Source organism: Rhodoplanes sp. P11 (assembly GCF_964266735.1).
Taxonomy (GTDB): Bacteria; Pseudomonadota; Alphaproteobacteria; order Rhizobiales; family Xanthobacteraceae; genus Rhodoplanes; species Rhodoplanes serenus.
In genome coordinates this window covers 254,507-275,276 of sequence record NZ_CAXWGY010000016.1, presented here as the reverse complement: position 1 = coordinate 275,276, position 20,770 = coordinate 254,507, and the positions used below count along the sequence as shown (strand labels likewise).

Annotated in this window: 17 protein-coding genes; 5 read left to right on the top strand and 12 right to left on the bottom strand. The window is 70.6% G+C overall.

Annotated elements, in window-relative coordinates:
* Positions 1-8 precede the first annotated feature (8 nt).
* The 12 genes from ACFQUV_RS13025 to pxpB form a co-directional block, all read right to left on the bottom strand.
* Complete coding sequence (locus ACFQUV_RS13025; RefSeq protein WP_244601761.1) at positions 9-530, bottom strand: (2Fe-2S)-binding protein; 522 nt, start codon at positions 528-530, stop codon at positions 9-11.
* Positions 527-1,414 (bottom strand): xanthine dehydrogenase family protein subunit M, encoded by an 888-nt coding sequence (locus ACFQUV_RS13020; protein WP_129611496.1) that lies wholly within the window; start codon positions 1,412-1,414, stop codon positions 527-529. Before ACFQUV_RS13020 ends, ACFQUV_RS13025 begins: the two co-directional genes overlap by 4 nt.
* A 473-nt stretch (positions 1,415-1,887) precedes the next feature.
* A complete protein-coding gene (locus ACFQUV_RS13015) occupies positions 1,888-4,593 on the bottom strand; it encodes a CoA-binding protein (RefSeq protein ID WP_129611495.1) in 2,706 nt (901 codons plus the stop codon).
* A 35-nt stretch (positions 4,594-4,628) separates the two neighbouring features.
* The gene (locus tag ACFQUV_RS13010) at positions 4,629-5,915 is read right to left on the bottom strand and encodes an ATP citrate lyase citrate-binding domain-containing protein (RefSeq protein ID WP_129611494.1); all 1,287 of its coding nucleotides are present in this window, start codon (positions 5,913-5,915) and stop codon (positions 4,629-4,631) included.
* A gap of 465 nt (positions 5,916-6,380) precedes the next feature.
* On the bottom strand, positions 6,381-7,346 hold the full coding sequence (locus ACFQUV_RS13005) for a tripartite tricarboxylate transporter substrate-binding protein (protein WP_129611493.1): 966 nt from the start codon (positions 7,344-7,346) through the stop codon (positions 6,381-6,383).
* 183 nt (positions 7,347-7,529) lie between these two features.
* Positions 7,530-7,970, bottom strand: coding sequence for a hypothetical protein (locus ACFQUV_RS13000; RefSeq protein WP_244601760.1), 441 nt, complete (start codon positions 7,968-7,970; stop codon positions 7,530-7,532).
* Positions 7,971-8,061: 91 nt separating this feature from the next.
* A complete protein-coding gene (locus ACFQUV_RS12995; RefSeq protein ID WP_129611492.1) occupies positions 8,062-9,300 on the bottom strand; it encodes a 2Fe-2S iron-sulfur cluster-binding protein in 1,239 nt (412 codons plus the stop codon).
* Positions 9,297-10,127 (bottom strand): xanthine dehydrogenase family protein subunit M, encoded by an 831-nt coding sequence (locus tag ACFQUV_RS12990; RefSeq protein ID WP_129611491.1) that lies wholly within the window; start codon positions 10,125-10,127, stop codon positions 9,297-9,299. Before ACFQUV_RS12990 ends, ACFQUV_RS12995 begins: the two co-directional genes overlap by 4 nt.
* Complete coding sequence (locus tag ACFQUV_RS12985; RefSeq protein ID WP_129611517.1) at positions 10,124-12,415, bottom strand: xanthine dehydrogenase family protein molybdopterin-binding subunit; 2,292 nt, start codon at positions 12,413-12,415, stop codon at positions 10,124-10,126. The genes ACFQUV_RS12990 and ACFQUV_RS12985 overlap by 4 nt, the downstream gene beginning before the upstream one ends.
* Before the next feature lie 291 nt (positions 12,416-12,706).
* Entirely contained in the window at positions 12,707-13,579 is an 873-nt protein-coding gene (locus tag ACFQUV_RS12980) for a GntR family transcriptional regulator (RefSeq protein ID WP_129611490.1), read from the bottom strand.
* A 15-nt stretch (positions 13,580-13,594) separates the two neighbouring features.
* On the bottom strand, positions 13,595-14,656 hold the full coding sequence (locus tag ACFQUV_RS12975) for a biotin-dependent carboxyltransferase family protein (protein ID WP_129611489.1): 1,062 nt from the start codon (positions 14,654-14,656) through the stop codon (positions 13,595-13,597).
* Entirely contained in the window at positions 14,653-15,441 is a 789-nt protein-coding gene (gene pxpB, locus ACFQUV_RS12970; RefSeq protein ID WP_129611516.1) for a 5-oxoprolinase subunit PxpB, read from the bottom strand. Before pxpB ends, ACFQUV_RS12975 begins: the two co-directional genes overlap by 4 nt.
* A gap of 176 nt (positions 15,442-15,617) precedes the next feature.
* Here pxpB and ACFQUV_RS12965 point away from each other — a divergent pair, with 176 nt between their 5' ends.
* The 5 genes from ACFQUV_RS12965 (at position 15,618) to ACFQUV_RS12945 (ending at position 20,723) form a co-directional block, all read left to right on the top strand.
* Positions 15,618-16,391, top strand: a complete 774-nt coding sequence (locus ACFQUV_RS12965; RefSeq protein WP_111385112.1) for a LamB/YcsF family protein — start codon at positions 15,618-15,620, stop codon at positions 16,389-16,391.
* Between the two features lie 178 nt (positions 16,392-16,569).
* Entirely contained in the window at positions 16,570-17,541 is a 972-nt protein-coding gene (locus ACFQUV_RS12960) for a CoA transferase subunit A (protein ID WP_111385113.1), read from the top strand.
* A complete protein-coding gene (locus ACFQUV_RS12955; RefSeq protein WP_129611488.1) occupies positions 17,534-18,313 on the top strand; it encodes a CoA-transferase subunit beta in 780 nt (259 codons plus the stop codon). Before ACFQUV_RS12960 ends, ACFQUV_RS12955 begins: the two co-directional genes overlap by 8 nt.
* Before the next feature lie 107 nt (positions 18,314-18,420).
* Complete coding sequence (locus tag ACFQUV_RS12950; protein ID WP_111385115.1) at positions 18,421-19,377, top strand: LLM class flavin-dependent oxidoreductase; 957 nt, start codon at positions 18,421-18,423, stop codon at positions 19,375-19,377.
* Between the two features lie 116 nt (positions 19,378-19,493).
* On the top strand, positions 19,494-20,723 hold the full coding sequence (locus ACFQUV_RS12945; RefSeq protein ID WP_129611487.1) for an ABC transporter substrate-binding protein: 1,230 nt from the start codon (positions 19,494-19,496) through the stop codon (positions 20,721-20,723).
* The last annotated feature ends 47 nt before the right edge of the window (positions 20,724-20,770 follow it).

The following is a 20,770-nucleotide window of genomic DNA, read 5'->3' as shown; positions in this document are numbered from 1 at the left end:
GCTGCTCCTCACTTCTGCTCGGGCGCTGCCAGCGCGGGGGATTGCCCCGCCAGCGCGGGGGATTGCGGCGATCGCATCATCGCGGCGGCTTCCTGCACCCCTTCGATCATCTTCACGTAGCCGGTGCAGCGGCACAGATTGCCGGTCAGCGCGGTGCGGATCTCCTGGGGGGTCGGCTCGGGAGTGTGGTCGAGAAGCGCCTTGGAGGTCATGATCACGCCGGGGCCGCAGAAGCCGCATTGCAGCGCGCCGGTCTCCTCGAACACCTTCTGGAGCGGATGCAGCCCTTCGCGGGTCGCCAGTCCCTCGATGGTGGTCACCGTGCGGCCGTCCGCCTGGGCGGCCAGCATCAGGCAGGCATTCACCGCGAGGCCGTCGACGATGACCGTGCAGGCGCCGCAGTCGCCGACGTCGCAGCCCGTCTTGGCGCCGGTGAGATGAAGGTGCTCGCGCAGCATGACCAGCAGGGTGGTCTCGGGCGGCACCGAGGCGGAGCGCAGCTCGCCGTTGACGGTCAGGGTCACGATCACGATGCGAGATCCTTCTGGTTCGGCGTCACGCGCCCGAAGGCGCCCGCCAGCGCCCGCTTCACCAGCACCGCGACGAGATCGCGGCGGTACTCGGCGCTGGCCCGGAAGTCGGTGATGGGCTTGGCCTCGGTCGCGGCGATGCGGCCGGCCTCGGCCATCGCCTCCTCGCTCACCGGACGACCCGTCAGGTACGCCTCGGCCTTGGGGGCACGGATCACCGTCGGTGCGACGGCGCCGAGCGCGATGCGCGGCTCCGTGAACACGCCGTCCGGCGCCCAGAAGCTCGCCGCCGCGTTGACCAGCGCCAGCGCCTGGCCCTTGCGCAGCCCGAACTTCTGGAAGGCGGCCGGCTTGTGCAGGTTCTGCTTCGGCACGACGATCTCGATCAGGATCTCGTCGAAGGCGAGCGAGGTGCGGCGCGGCCCGACGAACAGCTCCGACAGCGGCATCTCGCGGCGGCCGCGCGGCCCCAGAACCGTCACCCGGGCATCGAGGGCCAAGAGGGTCGGCCCGGAGTCCATCGACGGCACGCAGGTGATCAGGTTGCCGCCGATGGTGCCGAGATTTCGCGTCTGCACGGCGCCGATCACCACCGCGGCCTCGGCCAGCGCCGGCGCCGCCTCGGCGATCAGCGGCGAGTGCACGATCTCGCTGTGGGTCACCATGGCGCCGAGGCGCAGCCCCGCGTCGGTGAGCGCGATGCCCTTGAGGTCGGCGGCGCGCGAGATGTCGACCACCACGTCGGGCGGCGGATGGGGCGAGAACTTCAGGTCGGCGAGGAGATCGGTGCCGCCGGCGAGCACCTTGGCGCCCTTGCCGTACTCGGCGAGCAACGCCACCGCGTGCTCCGAATCCTTCGCCGCCACGTATCCGAACGGTTTCATGCTGCAAGCCTCGGCGGTGGGCCGGTCGCACTGCCGCGTCGTGTCGAGAGGCGCGGTCCCGCCGCGCCGCAAACCGCGGGCGGAACGGAACCGCTCGACATCACGCGACGTCGAGCAGAGCAGGAAACCGGCTGAACGACGACGGAAAGCCTGCCTGCTTCACAATGCGACGACAAGATCGCCCGGCACGGGCCTCGTCGTCGCAGGACGCAGGACTGTCCCGCCGAGGCCCCGCAGCAGGGCCGAAAAGCTGCGTCTTTTCAGAAGCGTTCGAAGATACGATCCGACTTGTGACCGGCAGGACCAGGTGTCGTGCCCGGCGCCTCGGAAATTCTTCCGCATTTACATCGCGTTGCAGCATGCGCCGGGGAAGCGCTGCGGCACTGCGGAACGGCGGCCGGGCCAACGAGGGGCATGCCGGCCGGTCGGACCGGCGTGCCCTCGTCGTTTCGTGCTACGACACCGACCCGCTCTCAGGACACGAACGCGCATTTGGAGGCCGGCGTGCGGGTGTCCATGTCGCGGCCGCGGTTGAGGTGGTCGTCGGCCTCGGCGGCGCAGCCGAGCATGCGAGCGTAGAGAAACACCGTGAAGGCGGCGGTCTCCAGCCGGTCGCGGCCGAACGCGCCGGCCCGGAACGGCCGCCACATCAGCTTGAGCAGCACGGCGGCGATCAGCGCGTCAACATTGACGCAATAGACGTTGCGCGAGATGCCGGCCTCGAACAGCGCCTGCACGACGGCGTGATAGAACTCGTGGAAGATGTTGTACTCGCCGCGCCGCTCGTAGAGCTCGCGCACGAACACCTCGCGCGGGTCCTTGTTGACCGGCTTGTCCTTGAACACCGGGTGGTTGACGCCCGGGATCTTCTGGAACGCCAGGCTGCCGACCTGCTTCTTCTCGGTCTTGTAGGTCTTGTAGGTGCGGGCGAACGCCTTGGCGAGCGCCGCGAGATCGAGGCCGTGGTCGCGGCGGCCCGGATCGTCGAGGTCGATGGGCGCGAACTGCTCGATCAGGAACGCGATGCCCTCGAAGCCGTTGCCGCCGTGGGCGTAGCCGCAGTGGCTCAGGAAGCCGAGCATCGCCTTGTTGAGCTGCACGCGATCCGGCGCCTCGGGGCCGTCGGAGGAGACGGCGCCCTTGGCGCCCTGGGCCGAGATGGTGCCGGGCCCGTTGGAGAGCAGGAGCCCGATCAGCGTCTGGAAGGCGAACTGCGCGTCCGGATCGGCGGCCCGGCCGATCAGCGCCGTGCAGGCGACCTCGCCGAGCGAGGCGGTGCGCAGCAGTGTCTCCTCGTCATAGCCGCAGAAGGCGCCGGGCGCGTGGCGGTCGGCCTCCACCGAGGCGCCGATCAGCACGCCGAACAGGTGCAGCCACCACGGCAGCGTCTCGGCGGTGAGCGGCGAGATGCGCTTGCGCAGCAGCGGTCCCCAGGCGAGCGAGGCGGCGATGGCGGCGCGCACCGCGTCGGCGGTCGGATGGCCCGGCAGCGTCCGCAGCCAGCGCACGAACGGCGCCTTGGCGCCGCGCGCCGCGACGCCGGTGATCAGCGCCTCGGCGATGGGGTCCTCGGCGTCGGTCACGAACAGGGCGCGGCTGGCCTCGTCCATGGCGACGGTGGCGACATCGAAGCCGTCGTCCAGCACGCTGGCCAAGCGGGCATTGGAGAACGCCTCCAGCAGCAGCCGCACCAGCCGGCGCGTGCCCTCGAAGGCGCGTGGCCCGGTGATCGCGGCGGCGGCCGCGAGCACCGCGTTCGGCGCGTTGCCGGCGGCGCGTGCCGCCTCGGCGGCGGCCAGCATCGGGGTGCCGAAGAGGCCGAGGCTCGCCCCCACCATGACGTTGATCAGCGCGCGGTCGTTCGGCCCGCCGACCTGGCGCAGGAGCGCCAGCGCCACATTGGCCTCCAGCGGATGCTGGGCCGCATCGAGCACCGAGACGCCGTGCAGCGTGGTCACCTGGGTCGACGGGTCCATCTGCGAGGCGCCGGAGGCATCCTTCATGGACTGGCGCGGAAACACGGTGCCGATCTGCCGGTTGAGGCGGGCGATCTCGGCCCCGTAGGGCGGCATCGCCTCGACCACCGGCAGGTCCAGCTCGGCCGGCAGCACCAGCCCCATGTTGGAGCCGAACCACGGCTTGAGGCTCAGATTGCCCTCCGGCTCGAAGTCCGGCAGGCAGGCATTCGCCTGCATCACCGCGGTGAGCGCATGGGTGATGTGGGCGATGTTGGTGACCACCGCGCCCTTGCGCGAGAAGACCGGCCGCTCCGGCGTGAACACGCCGTCGACCTCGAACTTCTCCATGAACCAGCGTTCCTTGGCGGCGGCGTCGTCGTCGCCGCCCGACATCGCGCCGGCATGGCCGACCGGCCTTGTGAGCTTCGACTTCCAGCGGCCGACCACGCAGGCCACCACCGGCTTGGTGAAGGTGGCCTCCAGCTCGTAATGGCCGCCCGGCTCGACATAGAGCACTGCCGCCTTGCTGCGCATGTCGTTGGCGAGCGCATAGGCGAACTCGGGCGCCGCGAAATGGATGTAGACGTCCTTGCCGGACGAGATCAGCGTCGTGGTGCCCCAGCCCGCCATGCGCAGATAGGTCGCCATGGTGGTGGTGAAGTTGCCGGAGTTCGAGTAGATGGCGATCGAGCCGCGGCGCAGCGCCTCACGCGGGGCGTCGCCGCCGAGCGCGCCGCCGATCCGCACCTCGTTCCAGGCGTCGGCGACGCCGAGGCTGTTGCCGCCGAAGATGTCGATGCCGTTCTGCTGGCCCATGGCGCGGATCTCGCGCGCGTCGTGGACCGACACCTTCTCGGTGACCATGAAGATCTTGCGCAGCTCCGGATTGACCCGGATCAGCTCGGCGACGCCGTCGCGGGCGCCCGATGGCGGCAGGTAGATGACGCCGCAGTTGAAGCGGTGGCCGGCCTCCATGCCCTCGCGGACGTCGTTGTAGACCGGGATGTCGCCGAGCGAGGTCTTGAGCGACTGGCCGCTGCGGCCCGGCGAGGTGCCGAACACCACGTTGCCGCCGGAGTAGACGTGGCCCACGGGAGTCACGTCCTTGGATTCGCCGCCGAGCACGTTGAGCACGCAGACCCGGTCGTGGCGCGATGCCACCTGGTCGAGCGAGCTGATGCCGACGAAGTACTTGAAGGGGCCGATGCCGTCCTTGTGCATGGTCGTGTCCGGAGCTGGGGTCGGGCGCATCGGCGTCAGGCCGCGGTGGGGGAGGCGATCTTGAGACTTTCGGCGACGGCCGCGCGGCCGCCGGCACGCATCCAGGCGTCGGCTTGCTTGGCGTAGCCGATCACCTCGCTGATATCGGAATCGAAGCCGAAGATGCGGTAGGGCAGGCCGAGCGCCTCGACGGTGTCGCGCAGCGCCCCGAGGCCACGGACGAGATTCGGGCCGCCGCGGGCGGCCACCACGTAGAGCGGCGTCGGCCCGTTCTTGGAGAAGTACTCGCGCAGCGCGTCGGAGATCGCCCGCAGGGTCTCGAAGATATCGGTGTTGTTGGCCTTGCCGCCGATGATGAACAGCACGTTGGACTGGGCGAGCCAGTGCTTGAAGCAGATCTGCGCCACCTCGCGCATCTTGGCGTAGGGCGGGTTGCCGCCGAAGTCCGAGGAGATGATGGCGAGGTCGCCGAGGATCTCCGACACCAGCGAATTGGCGCCGCCCCCGAAGGTCGGCGCCAGGATGGTGCCGTGCGGGTTGATGACGTAGACGTCGCTCTGGCCCTGATAGGTGCGGAGCTGGTTGATCTCCTGCTCGAAGTCCGAGTAGTCGACGGCGAACAGCTCGGCCGGCAGGCCGAGGCGGAGCCACCGGCTGTCGTCGCGGTCGAAGCCGCATTTGAAGTCGCAGGCGATCGGGGTGAGGCGGCCGTCGCGCTCGGGCCGCATGCGGATCGGGTTCAGCTCCAGCGTGGTCATGCCGTAGTTGTGGTAGAGCTCCCACATCTTCGGCAGGGTCTGCACCAGCGGCGAGATGATGGTGCTCGGCGCGTGCAGCTCGGACAGCGCATTGGCGACCACGAACGCCTTGAGGCCGGTCAGCGAGTCGAACGGGATCTGGGCGACCTGGCTCTTGTCGAGCTCCTCGATGTCGACGCCGCCCTTGTGGGTGAGCGTCATGGTCGGGGCGCGGAAGCGGGTCGCGTCGGTGATCGAGAAGTAGACCTCGTGCTCGGCCGGCACCAGGCTCTCGAAGGTGACGCCGTTGGCCTTGAAGGTGTGGCCGCCGGACTGAATCTCGGAGAAGTAGAGGCGCTCTTTCTCCTTGAGAGCGGTCTTCAGGTCGCGGGCGATGCCGATGAGGCCGGCCTTGCCTTTCTTGCCGACCCCACCCTTGAATACCGGCTTTATGATGATGCCGCCATGGCGGTCGATCAGGCTCCTGATCTCGGCTTCGCTGGCCGCCGGCCCGAGCACCTCGGAGGTTGGAAAGCCGGCGAACTGGAGGAGCTTGGAACCATAGAGCATGCCCGTGATCTGCATCGATCGCTCCTGCGGCCCCGGCCGCGGTCGCGTCGTGCATCGCGTATGGGGATGCGGGGCCGCTGCTTTTGCTTCTAGGCCCGCCGGGTGGCACCGTCATCGATGATTTCGCGTACAGCGTGCCGTCGCGGCGGTGATCGCGGTGGCGGCGCAATGCCGCTCTGCAAAAAACAACGGCCGGGCGAGGCCCGGCCGTGTCGTGTCGCACTGCATCATGCTGTCAGAGTTATATATGAGAGAGCTGTCGTGAGGGCCTCGTGCCCCGGACGCGGCGCGCAGTGCCGCGAGCCGGGGCCCAGAGCCGCAAGCTCCGTGATCGCCGCCCCTGGGTCCCGGGTCTCCGGCGCATCGCGCCTCCGCCCGGGACACGCGACCTCCGACCAACGGCAGCGCTCTCGGACTGCATCCTCCGTCGTGCCCGGCACGAGACCGGGCACGACGAGTCAGCATCAGCGGCCATCGGTATTAGTCGGCGAACTGGCCGGCCGCCTTGATGATCGGGGCCCAGCGGTCGATCTCGTTGATCAGCATCTTCTGATGCACCTCCGGGGTCGCCCGCTCGGCGGCCACCGGCTCGGTGGTGATGTCGCGGAAGCGCCGGGCGAGCTCCGGGTCCTTCATGGCGGCCACGATGGCGTCGGAGAGCTTCTTCACCACCGCAGGCGGCGTGCCCTTGGGGGCGTAGACGCCGTGCCAGACGCTGATCTCGAAGCCCGGCAGTCCAGCCTCGTCGGCGGTCGGCAGGTCCGGGAAGGTGGACATGCGCGTCTTGGTGGTCACCGCATAGGCCTTCACCTGCTTCGAGGTGATCGGGCCGGTGGTGTTGGTGGCCTGGTCACAGGTCATGTCCACCTGCTTGCCGAGCAGGTCGTTCATGATCGGGCCGTTGCCCTTGTAGGGCACGGTGGTCACCTGGGTCTGGAGCGCGGTCTGGATCAGCATGCCGCACAGATGCGAGGCGGCGCCCAGCCCGGCATGCGCGTAAGTCACCTTGGCGCCATTCGCCTTGATGTACTCGATCAGCTCCTTCAGCGTGTTCGCGCTGAAGTCGGGGCGCGCGATGATGGTCTGCGGCGACTCGGTGACGAGGCCGAGCGGCACGAAGGCCGTCTTGGTGTCGTAGGGCAGCTTGCGATAGAGCGTCGCCGCCGTCGACAGGCCGACATGGTGGATCAGCAGCGTGTAGCCGTCGGGGTCGGCGCGGGCCACGCGGGCCGAGCCGATGGTGCCGCCGGCGCCGACCGCGTTCTCGATGATGACCTGCTGGCCGAGCGACTTCGACATGGTCGCAGCGGTGATCCGCGCGATGGTGTCGGTCGGGCCACCGGCCGCGAAGGGCACGATCATGGTGATCGGTCGTGTCGGATAGTCCTGGGCCACCGCCGGGGCGGTCACGGCCAGCAGAGCCGCGGCGATCGTCATAAAGCGCATCTGGGATGTCCTCCTTGCCCTTCTTGTCGGGAGATCGAAGCGGGCCGGAACGGGCCGCAGGATTCGCGGCCGAGGCGAATTGATAGCACGCGGCGCCCCTCCGTGCATGGCTGGCCCGCGTCCGACCAAACCCTTACGGCGGTTCCCGGGTGGGGGCGTCCCGGCCCGGGAGGGCGCCTGCCCTCAGCGGGCTGCCGGCTTGCTATCCGCCGGCTTGGCGTCGGCCGGCTTGGCGTCGGCCGGCTTGGGGTCGCCAGGCTTGCCGTCGGTGGGCTTGGCGGCCCCGGCGGCGGCCTGGAGCCGATCCACGCTGGCCTGCAAGGTGGCCACCGTCGCCTTGAGGGCGGCGATCTCGGCCGCCGCGGCGGCGAGTCGCTGCTGGGTCGCGGCGTTGTTGCGGGCGATCAGTCCCTGGAGATAGGCGATGTTGCTCTGGAGGCAGCCGGTGCGCCGCTCCAGCTTGGCTTCCTTGTCGCACGCCTCGATGCCCGGCACGTCCTGGGCGCGGGCCGCTCCTTGGGGCGGGGCCGCCAGCAGGGCGGCGAGCAGCACGGTCGCCAGAGCGGATGGCGCGGTCGATCGGCGGGCGGAGGGGAACGTCGGGCGGCGGTCGGTCGCGGGCATGGCGGCCTTTCTGTCGGCGGTCGTGGTCGACCGCAGGCTACGCCGGTCCGGCCGCGCCGGCGAGCCATCCCGGCGATGCCGCCGGGCTATATCAGGCGCCGCCGCGGCCGAACAGGCGGGCGAGCAGCCGGCGCAGGCGGCCGACCAGCACCCCGACCAGCAGCGAGCCGCCGCCGAGCGGCACCGGCGCTACCGTGGCATCGCCCGGCGCCCGCAATCGCAGGTCGACCGTGCGGGCGAACGCCTCGCCGATGCGGGCGACGAGATCGCGCACCAGGTCGGAGCGCCCGAACTGGGCGAGCGGCCCCTGAAGGGTGAAGCCGATGACGCAGTCGACCCGGGTGGCGGGCGTGGCGTTCGGCCCGGCGGTGTCGGACAGCACGTACTCGACCCGGCCGGCCGCCTGGGAGCCGCTCTTGCGGTCGCGGCCGCGGCCCTCGATCACCATCCGGCGGGCCGAATCGTCCCGTGTCGCCGTGCCTTCGCCCGAGAAGCCCGCCGTGATCGGGCCGAGGCGCACCTCCATGCGGCCCGCGAGGCGCCCGTCCGGGTCGGGCGGATCGAGCGTGAGGCCCGGCATGCAGGCGGCGACCCGCTGGGGGTCCGACATCAGCGCCCACACCGCCTCGGGCGGGTGCTCCAGCACGAAGCTCTCGGTGAACCGCGTCTCGCCGTCCACCACGGTGACGGGGCCGACCTCGACCGCGATCGGCCGGGCCGGCGCGGGTGCCGTGGCCTGGGCGGGCGCGGAGCGGGGAGCGGCCGGCGCCGTCGGGCTCGGCGCGGTCGCCGCAACGGTTGCGGTCGCGTCCGGCCCCGGGGCGGGGCCGCGCCAGCGGGCCGGGTCGGCTGCCGTGGCCGGCACGGCGGGACGCTCCGCCACGACGCTCTCGATCGCCGCGACGATGCCGGCATAGCCGGTGCAGCGGCACAGGTTGCCGCTCATCTCGGTGCGAATGTCGAGATCGGGCGTCGCGGCCTTGCGGCGGACGAGGTCGCGGGCCGCGATCATCATGCCGGGCGTGCAATAGCCGCACTGGAGGGCGTGCTCGGTGGTGAAGGCCCGCCGCATCCGCGCCATCAGCGGATCGTCGTCGAAGCCCTCGATGGTGCGCACCCGGGCGCCCTCGCAGGCGACCGCGAAGGTGATGCAGGAGCGGGCGATCTCGCCGTCGATCTCCACCGTGCAGGCGCCGCAGACGCCGTGCTCGCAGCCGATATGGGTGCCGGTGAGAAGGAGCTGCTCGCGCAGAAAGTCCGCCAGATGGGTGCGGGGCGTCACGTCGGCGGTGACGGGGCGGCCGTTGACCTCGAGCGACAGGCGAGTCATGGCGACACGACCTCGGCGACGGCGCGCCGCACGGCGGCGACGTGGACGCGCATCCGGTACTCGTCGCCGGCGACGCCGGCCTCGATCAGCGCCTCGCGCACCGCTTCGGCGTCGACCAGCCGGGCGAGCAGGCGGCTGCCGGCGCCCCGGCTCGCCTCGATCACCGCCGGTCGGCCGCCGCCGGCCCCGGCCACGATGCGGCAGACGCCGCGCTCCGGATCATGCACCGCGACCCCCATGCCCTCGGCGAACTCGCCGGTCTTGCGACAGATCTTGTGGAAGCCGCAGCGCGCCGCCGCCGATAGTCGCGGGATGCGGACGCCGTCGACGATCTCGCCCGGCTCCAGCGCGGTGCTCATGGCGCCGCGCACGAAATCGCCCACCGGCAGGTGGCGACGGGCGCCGTGCGGGCCGCTGATCAGGATCTCGGCGCCGAGCGCCGTCAGGGTCGACAGCCAGTCGGCCGCCGGGTCCGCATGGGCGAGGCTGCCACCGACGGTGCCGCGGGTGCGCACCGCCCGGTAGGCGATGCCACGGGCCACGCGGGGCAGGAAGCCGCGGCTCGGATCGGCGATGCGCCCATCCTCGATCGCCGCGTGGGTGACGACGGCGCCGAGCACCACGGCGTCGTCGCTCTCCTCGATGCGGGCGAGATCGCGGATGCGGGTGATGTCGACCAGGCGCGACGGCTGGGCGAGCCTGAGATTCAGCATCGGGCCGAGCGACTGGCCGCCGGCCATCACCTTGGCGTCCGGGTCCGCGGCGAGCAGCGCACAGGCGGCCGCGATCGTGTCGGGCCGGGCATAGTCGAACGCGGCGGCCTTCATTCCGCAGCCTCCCGGGGACGTGCGGCGGCGATCGCCTCGACGATGCGGCGCGGCGTGATGGGCGACACCGCGAGCTCGACACCGAGATCGCGCAGCGCGTCGTTGACGGCATTGGTGAGGGCTGCCGGCGGCGCGATGGCGCCGCCCTCGCCGATGCCTTTCTGGCCGAAGCGCGTGTAGGGCGACGGCGTCTCCATGTGGAGGATGCGCAGCGGCGGCATCTCGGTCGGCCCGGGCAGCAGATAGTCCGACAGCGTCGAGGCGAGCGGCTGGCCACGCTGGTCGTAAGTCATCTCCTCGTAGAAGGCGGTGCCGATTCCCTGCGCGGTGCCGCCGATGATCTGGCCGTCGACGATCATCGGATTCACCAGCACGCCGCCGTCCTCGACGATCACGTAATCGAGGATCTCGGTCTCGCCGGTCTCGGTGTCGACCGCCACCACGGCGGCGTGCGCCGCATAGCTGAAGGTGCCGGTGTCGCGTGCCGGCTTGTAGCCGGCCGTCACCTCGAGGCCGCCGGGATCGACGTCGCGCGGCAGGTCCTGCGGCCTGCGATACCAGGTGCGGGCGATCTCGGCGACGCCGATGCGGCCGGACGGGCCGATCACCTCGCCGTTCTCCAGCCGCACCGCCGCGACGTCGGTCTGTAACAGCGCGGCGCCGATGTGCTTCAGCCGACCGGCGAGCGCCTCGCAGGCTTCGGCGACGGCGCCGCCCGACATGATCATGCAGCGCGAGCCCCAGGTGCCGGTCGAGTAGGGCGTCATCGCGGTGTCGCCATGGGTCACCTTGATGCGGTCGTGCGGCACACCGAGAATTGAATGGGCGACCTGCGACAGCGTCGTCTCCAGGCCCTGGCCGTGGCTGTGGGCGCCGATGCGCAGCTCGAGCCCGCCGTCGGGCGTGAAGCGCGCCTGGCACTGCTCGTGCCCGGGCACGAACGGAATGCCCCAGGCGGCGTAGACGCTGGTTCCGTGGCCGGCCTGCTCGGCATACATGGAGATGCCGACGCCGAGGCGACGGCCGTCGGGCTCGCCGCGGGCCTGGCGGGTGCGGATGCCGGCGAGGTCGATCGCCGCGACGGCGCGGCGCAGCGCCTCCGGATAGTCGCCGGAATCGAAGTGCCGCTTGGCGACGTTGTCGAACGGCATCTGCTCGGGTCGCACCAGGCTTCTCATACGAAGCTCGGTCGGCTCGATGCCGATCTGTCGGGCGAGCGCGTCGAGCGTCACCTCCAGGGCGAAGCAGGCGCCGGTGCGGGCGACGCCGCGATACGGCAGGATCGGCGGCTTGTTGGTGGCGACCGAGTGGACGCGGCAGCGGTAGTGCCGGAAATCGTAGAGGCCGGGCAGGATGCTGCCGATCTGACCGCCCTCCAGGCAGGCCGAGAACGGGTAGGCCGAGTAGGCGCCACAGTCGACGCTCGCCTCGGCGTCGATGCCGAGCAGGCGGCCGTCGGCGTCCGCATAGGCGGTGACGCGATAGTGGTGCTCGCGGCAATCGGCGCCCGCCGTCAGGTTCTCGCGGCGATCCTCCAGCCAGCGCAGCGGCCGGCCGAAGTGGCGCGTCGCCACGGCGAGCGCGACCTCCTCGGCGAGCAGCACGCCCTTGTAACCGAAGCCGCCGCCGACATCGGGGGCGATCACCCGGATCGCGCCCTCGTCGATGCCGAGGCATTCGGCGAGGCCGGAGCGCACGATGTGAGGCTGCTGGGTCGAGGTGTGGAGCACGAGCTGGCCGACTCGGCTGTCCCATTCGGCGACGACGCCGCGGCCTTCGAGCGGGCTCATCACCTGGCGGGCCGTGCGCAGCTCGCGGGTGACCGTGTAGGCGGCCTTCTCGGCCATGCCGGCCGAGTCGACATCGGTGACCGAGACGAGGAACAGGTTGTCGCCCCACGGCTCGTGCAGCAGCGGCGCACCGGGGTCGCGGCCGGCCAGCATGTCGACGACCGCCGGCAGCTCGTCGAACTCGACCTCGATCTCGGCCGCGATGTCCTCCGCTTCGGCGCGGGTCGGCGCCACGCACAGGGCGATCGGCTCGCCGACATGGCGCACCTTCTCGGCGGCGAGCACCGGCTGCACCGACGACTTGAAGCCGGGCAGCGTGGTGTCGGCGCGGATCGGCTTCACGTCGGCGAGGTCGGCGGCGAGCAGCACGCGGTCGCGCAGATGCTCCGGCACCCGCACCGCGCCGATGCGCGCATGGGCCAGCGGGCTCCTGAGAAACGCCACCTCCAGCATGCCGGGCAGGCGGATGTCGCCGACATAGCGGCCGCGACCGCGCATGTAGCGGTCGTCCTCCTTGCGCGGCAGCCGCGCCCCGATGCCGGCGGAGTGCTCGTCGGCGGCGGTGTGGCTCGGGATGGTCTCGGTGGCGGGGGCGTCACCGGCGGCGGTCACGGCGGTCCTGCATGCGGATACGGGGCTCCGTTGGAGATGGCCGTCACGACTTGTTCTAAGAATAGAACAAGTGATCCTAGAGCATTTTCCGGCGAAGTGGAATCCGTTCGCCGTCGAAAATGCGATCCTGCAAGGGCGACGAGAGTGAAATCCGATCCGGTCGGATCGGATTTCGCGCTAGCCGCGCCGCTCGGGGCCGGCAACCCGGTCGCGCGGGCGCAGCGACGTACCGCTGTGCCCGTCTCTTGATACCGCCGCCGGTCCGCGCAGCTCGATGTCGAGACTGACGCAGTCGCCCCGATAGGTGATCTCGCCCACATAGATCACCACGCCATCCGCATCGGTGACGACGCAGCGGGCCTCGGCCGTGGGCGCATTGAGGGCGATGCCGAGGAGGCGTGCCGTCTCGACGTCGGCGGCCCCGATGGTGAGCGTCTGATGGGCGCGGGCGATGCGCAGATCCGGCATCTCGGCGAGCACCACCAGGGCGGCGCGTGCCGCGAACTGCCGCGGCGCCTTGGACCAGACATCGCGGGAGAGATGGACGCGGGCGTAACCGAACGGCTCGGTGCCGCGCTTCTGGAGGCTGCGCAGGAACCGATAGGAGGTGGCCGGGCGTCCTTCATGCTCGGCGATGCGCGGGCCGCCGCCGTCGGGACCGGCCGCGAGCCGGTGCGGCACGTTCTCGCGGATCATCGACACGAGACTCTCCCAGTCGGTGGCGAGCTTCAGCCATCGGCTGCTCTCCACCGACTTGGTGACGAAGGTGCCGCGGCCCTGGTGCGAGCGCAGCAGTCCTTCTGTCTGCAACAGGTCGATCGCCTGACGCACGGTGACGCGGGCCACGTCGAACTCGCGCTCCAGCTCCTCCAGGGTAGCGATGCGGTCGCCGACCGCCCACACGCCGTCGCGCAGCCGCCGGCGCAGCACCGAGGCGACCTGAAGGTAGCGCGGCACCCGGCTGTCGGCGTCGGGCGCGCGGCGCCGCGGTCGGCCGGGCGCCTTGCGGGGGCGGGCCGAGTTGGAGCCGGAGACGGGCGCGCGAGCCATGCGGTCGGTCCTTCGTCAGGCGACGTCGCCGTGCATGTCGACGAAGCCGCCGACCAGATTGCTTTCGTAGAGCCGCGCCGCGACCGCGGTCCCGGCACCACGGGCCGGCACCAGGCGGGCCGCGAGCCCATCGATCTCGGCCACGAAAGCGCGCCGGGCCGCGACGGCGGTGTCGATGTCGACCGCCTGGAAGCGCAGCGTCGCGCCGGGGGCCAGCCGGCCGAGGCCGGGCAGGTCGGCCGAGATCACGGTGGCGATCTTCGGGTAGCCGCCGGTGGTCTGGCGATCGGCGAGCAGCACGATCGGCACGCCGTTGCCCGGCACCTGCACGGCGCCGGGCGCGATGCCGTCCGACACGATGTTGAAGCCGTCGCGGTGCGTGATCGTCGGGCCGTCGAGCCGCATGCCCATGCGATCGGTCGACGGCGATACCGTGTAGGCCGAGGCCAGGAAGGTGGCGACGCCCTCCCCCGTGAAATGGTCCTCCTGCGGCCCGAGCACGACGCGCACCCGCTCGGGTGCGGCGAAGACGAGGTCGGGCAGCGTCATCTCGTCGCGGGCGGGCGCCGCGGCGGCGGCGAGCGGCAGCCCGTCGCCGGCGCGGAGCGCTCGGCCGGCGAAGCCGCCGAGGCCGCCGCGCACCAGCGTCGACCGGCTGCCGAGGAACGGCTCGACCGCGAAGCCGCCGGCGACCGCCAGATAGCCGACGACGCTGCCCGACAGCCCGCCGATGCGCAGCGTCTGGCCGCGGACGAGCCGCATGCTGGTGAGCGGCGGCACCCGGCGGGGCGGGGCGCCATCCTCGGCGTCGATCACCTCGATGATGGCGCTGCCGCCGGCCACCGCGACCCGCACGCTCGTCGCCTCCACCCGCAGGGTGGGGCCCAGATAGGCGATCTCCAGCGCCGCCGTATCGGGCGCGTTGCCGACCAGCACATTGGCGGCGGCGAGCGCCAGCGGATCGAGCGCGCCCGACACCGGGATGCCGAGCCGCTGGCTGCCGCGGCGGCCGACGTCCTGCAAGGTCGTCATGGCGCCCGGTGCGAGCACCCGCAGCATCGGCGGCTCGCCCGTCATGGTGCAGCCTCCGCGGCGTCGTTGCCGGCCGTGCCGGCCGACTCGGGCTCCGCTTCGGGTTCCGGCGCATAGGTGCCGGCGGCGGCGCGGGCCTCCAGCGCCGCCAGGGTGTCGCGATCGATCGGCTCGATCCGCACCCGGTCGCCGGCGGCGAGCAGCGCCGGCGGCTGGCGCCGCAGATCCCACAGGCGCGCCGGCGTGCGGCCGATCAGATGCCAGCCACCCGGACACTCGACTCCGTAGACCACCGTCATGGCGGTGGCGATGGCGACCGAGCCGGCCGGCACGCGCACGCGCGGGTCCTTCCGGCGCGGCAGGCGCAGCACCTCCGGCACGTCGCCGAGATAGGGCTGACCGGGCAGGTAGCCCAGCATGTAGACATGATAGGTCTCGCCGCTGTGGCGGGCCGCGACCTCGTCGGGGGTGAGCCCGCAGGCGGCGGCGACCTCGGCGAGATCGGGCGCCACGGCGGGATCGTAGCAGACCGGCAGCCGCCACAGCCGGCCCGGCTGCTCGACCGCGGGCAGATCCTCGGCGAGGCCGCCGAGCTGCGCCGCGAGATCGGCGGGGGCGATCACCAGCGGATCGAAATGCACCATCAGCGACCGGAAGGTCGGCACCAGCTCGGTGATGCCGGTGATCGGCGCCGCCTCCAGCCGGTGGGTCAGCGCCAGCACCCGGGCATTCAGCCGGCGGTCCACCGCATCGCCGAACTCGACCACGAGGGCGGTGTCGCCGGCGGCCAGGAGGCGCGGCGGCGACGAGGGCTGCGGGGCGCTGGACATCTCGCTCACGGCCGCATCGACGCTCGTCTGGCCCTGCCCGAAAGATCGGCACAGGAGGGTGGTTGCGCACGGGCGCGGTTGTTGTATGGTTTTCCTATAAATAGGACCAGTCGTCCACCCCTGCGCCTCGGCGACGCGGCCCGCGGGCGGGGGACGAGGAGGCGAAGCGAGCCACCATGACGAGGCGGATCAACCTCAACGCCGACATCGCCGAGAGCTGGGGTGCCTATTCGATCGGCAACGATGCCGAGCTGATGACCATCATCAAGTCCGCCAATGTCGCCTGCGGGTTCCATGCCGGCGATGCGAACTCGATGCACCGGCTGTGCCTGCTGGCCAAGCAGGAAGGGGTGAGCGTCGGGGTCCATCCGGGCTTCAACGACCTCTGGGGTTTCGGTCGCCGCCGCATCCAGATGAAGGCGAGCGATCTCGAGTATATGGTCGCGTACCAGATCGGCGCCCTCCAGGCCATGGCCCGCTACGCCGGCATCCCGGTGACCCACCTCAAGGCGCATGGCGCCCTCAACAACATGGCGGCCGAGGACGAGGAGTATGCGCTGGCCATCGGCCGCGCCATCAAGACGGTCGACCCGAGCCTCATCTATGTGGTGCTGTACGGCTCCAAGATGCAGTGGGCGGCCGAGACGCTCGGGCTGCGGGTCGCCCGCGAGGGGTTCGTCGACCGCGCCTATCTGGACGACGGCAATCTCGCGTCCCGCGCCCTCTCGGGCACCGTGCTCAAGGACCCCGAGGCGGCGCGCCGGCACACCCTGCGGATGGTGCTGGACGGCGAGGTGACCACCATCAACGGCAAGACCATCAAGGTGGAGGTCGACACGCTGTGCGTGCACGGCGACGAGCCGACCGCGGTGGCGGTCGCCCGCTCGGCGCGTACCGCCCTCGAACAGGCCGGCGTCACCGTCGTGCCGCTGACCGAGATGGATCTGTAGACGGCTTTCGCGACCGCCGGCCTCCTCGCGTCCGAGCGAGGGACGGCGATCGCCCGGTTCGCGCCGGCTCCGGCGGCCCACAGCCGCCGCGTGCCGTGGAGTTCACCCCCCTCCGTCGCGCAATGCGGCGGCCTCCCCGGCCCCGGGGAGTGGAGCGCCGAGCGAGGTCCCGACGCCGATGACGAGCGATGCTCTCGTGAGAGACTACGACACGTTGCGCCGCGATCTCGCGGCGCGCGACCGCGGCCTGCGCGAGAAGGTGACGACGCTCGAGCAGGCGGCGACGCTGGTGCGCGACGGCGATCACGTCGCGATCGGCGGCTGCACCTTGTCGCGCACCCCGATGGCGATGATCTGGCAGCTCATCCGGGCCGGCCGGCGAAACCTGACGGTGTCGCGCTCGATCACCTCGACCGAGGGCGACCTGCTGTTCGCCTCCGGGCTCGCCCACACCATCGTGTCGAGCTGGTTCAGCCAGGGCATCGTCTGGGGCATCTCCAAGGTGATGCGCCACCATGTCGAGAACGGCCTCGCCGCGTTCGAGGAATGGAGCCACATGGCGATCGGCATGCGCTACCGCGCCGGCGCCATGGGGGTGCCGTTCGTGCCGGTGCGCTCGATGATCGGCTCCGACGTCGCCCGCATCCGCGGCGACCAGGTGAAGCCGATCCGCTGCCCGTTCACCGGCGAGGAGGTGATGGCGGTGCCGGCGCTCAACCCGAACGTGGCGCTCATCCACGTCCAGCGCGCCGACCCCTACGGCAACGCCCAACTCGACGGCCTCCAGTTCATGGACATCGACATCGCCATGGCGGCCGACAAGGTGATTCTCACCACCGAGCGGATCGTCTCCAACGATCAGATCCGTCGTGCGCCCGACCACACCCGCATCCCGTTCTTCACCGTCGAGGCGGTGGTGGAGGTGCCGTACGGCTCGGTGCCGCACGAGTGCTACGGCCAGTACGAGCCGATCTTCGCCCAGCTCGACCGCTACGCCGCGCTGATCGCCAAGGACCCGGTAGCCGGCGCCCGCCAGTATCTCGACGACTATGTGCACGGACCCAAGGACTGGTCCGACTATCTCGCCAAGGTGGGCATCGACACGCTGCTCACCGCCAGCCGCCGTGGCCGGGTGATCTTCAATGACTGAGCAGACGACCTCCTCGGCCTACACGGCCTCCGAGCTGATCGCCATCATGGCGGGCCGCCTGCTCGTCGACGGGCAGATCGTGTTCGCCGGCGTCGGCATCCCGTTGCTCGCCGCCACGCTGGCCCAGCGCAATGTCGCCCCCAAGCTCACCATCCTGTTCGAGGGTGGGGTGATCGGGCCGTTCATCCGGCCGGGCGAGCTGCCGCCCTCCACCAACGAGCAGCGCTGCACCCGCCGGGCCAACATGGTGCTGCCGTCGACCGACGTGCTGCTGTTGTTGCAGCGCGGCTATGTCGATGTCGGCTTCATGGGTGGCGCCCAGATCGACCGTTACGGCAACCTCAACTCGTCCTTCATCGGCCCGGCCGACAAGCCGTCGATTCGCCTGCCCGGCACCGGCGGTGGCAACGACATCTCGTCGCTGACCAACATGATCGTTGCCATGAAGCACGAGAAGCGCCGCTTCGTGGAGAAGGTCGACTTCATCACCTCGCCGGGCTGGATCGACGGCCGCGACAGCCGCGCCCGCCGCGGCCTGCCGACCGGCGGCATGTGGCGCGTCGTCACCGATCTCGCCGTGATGGGCTTCGACGCCGAGACGCGCGAGATGGAGGTGCTGGCGCTGCATCCCGGCGTCAGCTTCGCGCAGGTGCAGGAGAACACCGGCTTCCCGCTGCGCCGCGCCCGCGAGGTCGGCGTCACCGAACCGCCGCGCCGGGAGGAGCTGGCGCTGATCCGCGAGCTCGATCCCGACCGTCTCTACACCGCCTGAACGGACCCGCCCCGCCCGGGTCCGCCGGGCGGCCGCTCCCTTCGTCGCGTCCGCCTCCCGGCGGCGCATCGTCTCAGCAAGGGTCGCCCCCGCGACCGGAGGACTGCATGGCCGCGAAGAAAGAGACCGTCTACGGCATCGCGATGCGCAACTTCACCCGGTATCCGGAGATGCCGGATGCCAAGGGCCTGATCGCCTATGGCGAGCGCATGGAGGAGCTGGGCTTCGAGTCGCTGTGGGCGTGGGACCACGTCCTGCTCGGCGTCGACCCCAACTTCCCGATTCACGAGGCGCTGACGATTCTCACGGCGGTGGCGGCGCGCACCACCCGCATCAAGGTCGGCACCGGCATTCTCGTCATGCCGATGCGCAATCCGGTGCTGCTGGCCAAGGAGCTCGCCACCATCGACCACATCTCCGACGGCCGTCTGGTGCTCGGCGCCGCGGTCGGCTGGTACCGTCGCGAGTTCGACTCGCTCGGCGTCGACTTCACCAAGCGCGGCAAGATCATGGAGCAGAGCCTTGAGATCATCGACCGGCTGTGGACGGAGGACAAGGTCGACGGTGCCTACGATCCGTACAATCTGCGCGGCGCCGTGATGTATCCGAAGCCGGTGCAGAAGCCGCGCCCCCCGATCCTGATCGGCGGCTATGTGGACGCGGTGCTCAAGCGCGCCGCCACCAAGGGCGACGGCTGGCTCACCTACTATTACACCGCCGAAGCGTTCGCCCGCACCTGGGCCAAGGTGCGCGGCTTCGCCGAGGAGTCGGGGCGTGATCCCGACACGCTGATCTCCACCAATCAGCTCCCGATCTGCATCGGCCCGCGTGACAAGATCGAGGCGCCGATGAAGCATTGGTTGCAGAGCGAGTGGGACTATGCGGCGTGGTCGGAGTCGACGATGGACTCCGCCATCATGGGCACGCCCGAGGAGTGCGTCGAACAGTTGCAGGCGCATGTCGCGACCGGCATCGACCGCATCATCTTCGTGCCTTATCGTTACGAGGCGGAGCAGATCGAGGCGATCGCCCGCGACGTCCTGCCCAAGCTGCGGGCGCGCTGACCGGCACGCCGGCGACGGAAAGACTGCAAGCCGCCGTCGCCGCACCTGACGATCCACTAAAAAGAAGCAGCGGCACAAAGCTTGCTTGCAATAACGGGAAACGACAGGAGACCGCAATGCATACCAAGACTGTCAAGACCGCATCACCCTCGTCCTGCGGCCGGCGTGTCGGCTCTCCGCCGAGGGCGAGCACGACGGCTGCGGGCCTGATCGCGGCGGGCGTGCTCGCGACGGCCCTGTCGACGGGGCCCGTGGCCGCCCAGGAGACCATCAAGATCGGCGTCAGCCAGCCGCTCACCGGCGCCTTCGCGGCGTCGGGCAACTATGTGGCGCAGGGCGCCCGCATCGCCGAGGACGAGATCAACGCGGCCGGCGGTGTCCTCGGCAAGAAGATCCAGCTCGTCATCGAGGACAACAAGTCGAACCCCACCGAGGCGGTCGCCACCGTCGAGAAGCTGATCGTGCGTGACAAGGTGCCGGTCATCATGGGGGCGTGGAGCTCGACCCTGACGCTCGCCGTGATGCCGAAGATGCAGGAGTACAAGGTCCCGCTGGTGGTGGAGACCTCGTCGTCCGGCAAGATCACCACGGCCGGCAATCCTTATGTGTTCCGCATCAGCCCGACCTCCGAGATGGAGGCGATGTCGTTCCGCCCCCTGGTCGCCAAGCTGGGCATCAAGAAGGCCGACTTCCTCAACACCAACAACGATTTCGGCATCGGCTCGGCGACCGAGTTCGCCAAGATGCTGAAGGCCGAGGGCGTCCAGGTCGGCGTGCTGGAGACGATGGACCCGAAGGCCAACGACTTCTCGGCCCAGCTCACCCGCATCAAGGCATCGGGCGGCGACACGCTGTTCGTCACCACCGCGGTCGAGCAGAACACGCTGATCCTCAAGCAGGCCAAGGAGCTCCAGCTCAAGGCGCGGATCGTCACCACCGGCGGCTCCAACTCGCCCGATCAGCTCGTCACCCAGGCCGGCGACGCCGCCAACGGCTCGTACCACACCGTCTTTTTCCCGCCGTGGTTCCCCGACGTGGTGAAGAATCCCGACGCGGCCAAGCGCTACATGGCCGAGTGGAAGAAGCGCGGCCACGAGCCGGGCGGCCTCACCGAAGGCTTCCGCGGCTATGATGGCATCTTCACCGCGGTGGAGGCCATCAAGGTGGCCGGCAAGGCCGAGCCCGCCGCCATCAAGGACGCGCTGTGGAAGGTCAAGGTGCCGGGCGTCTACGGCGACATCGCCTTCATCAAGCAGGGGCCGGCCGGCTCCGAGAGCGGCCAGAACCAGCCGACCGTCTATCTGGTCAAGATCGACGGCGGCAAGGTGGTCAAGCCGGAGTTCTGACCGAAGCGCAGCGCCGCCGGCCGCTGGTCGGCCGACGGCGCTTCGCG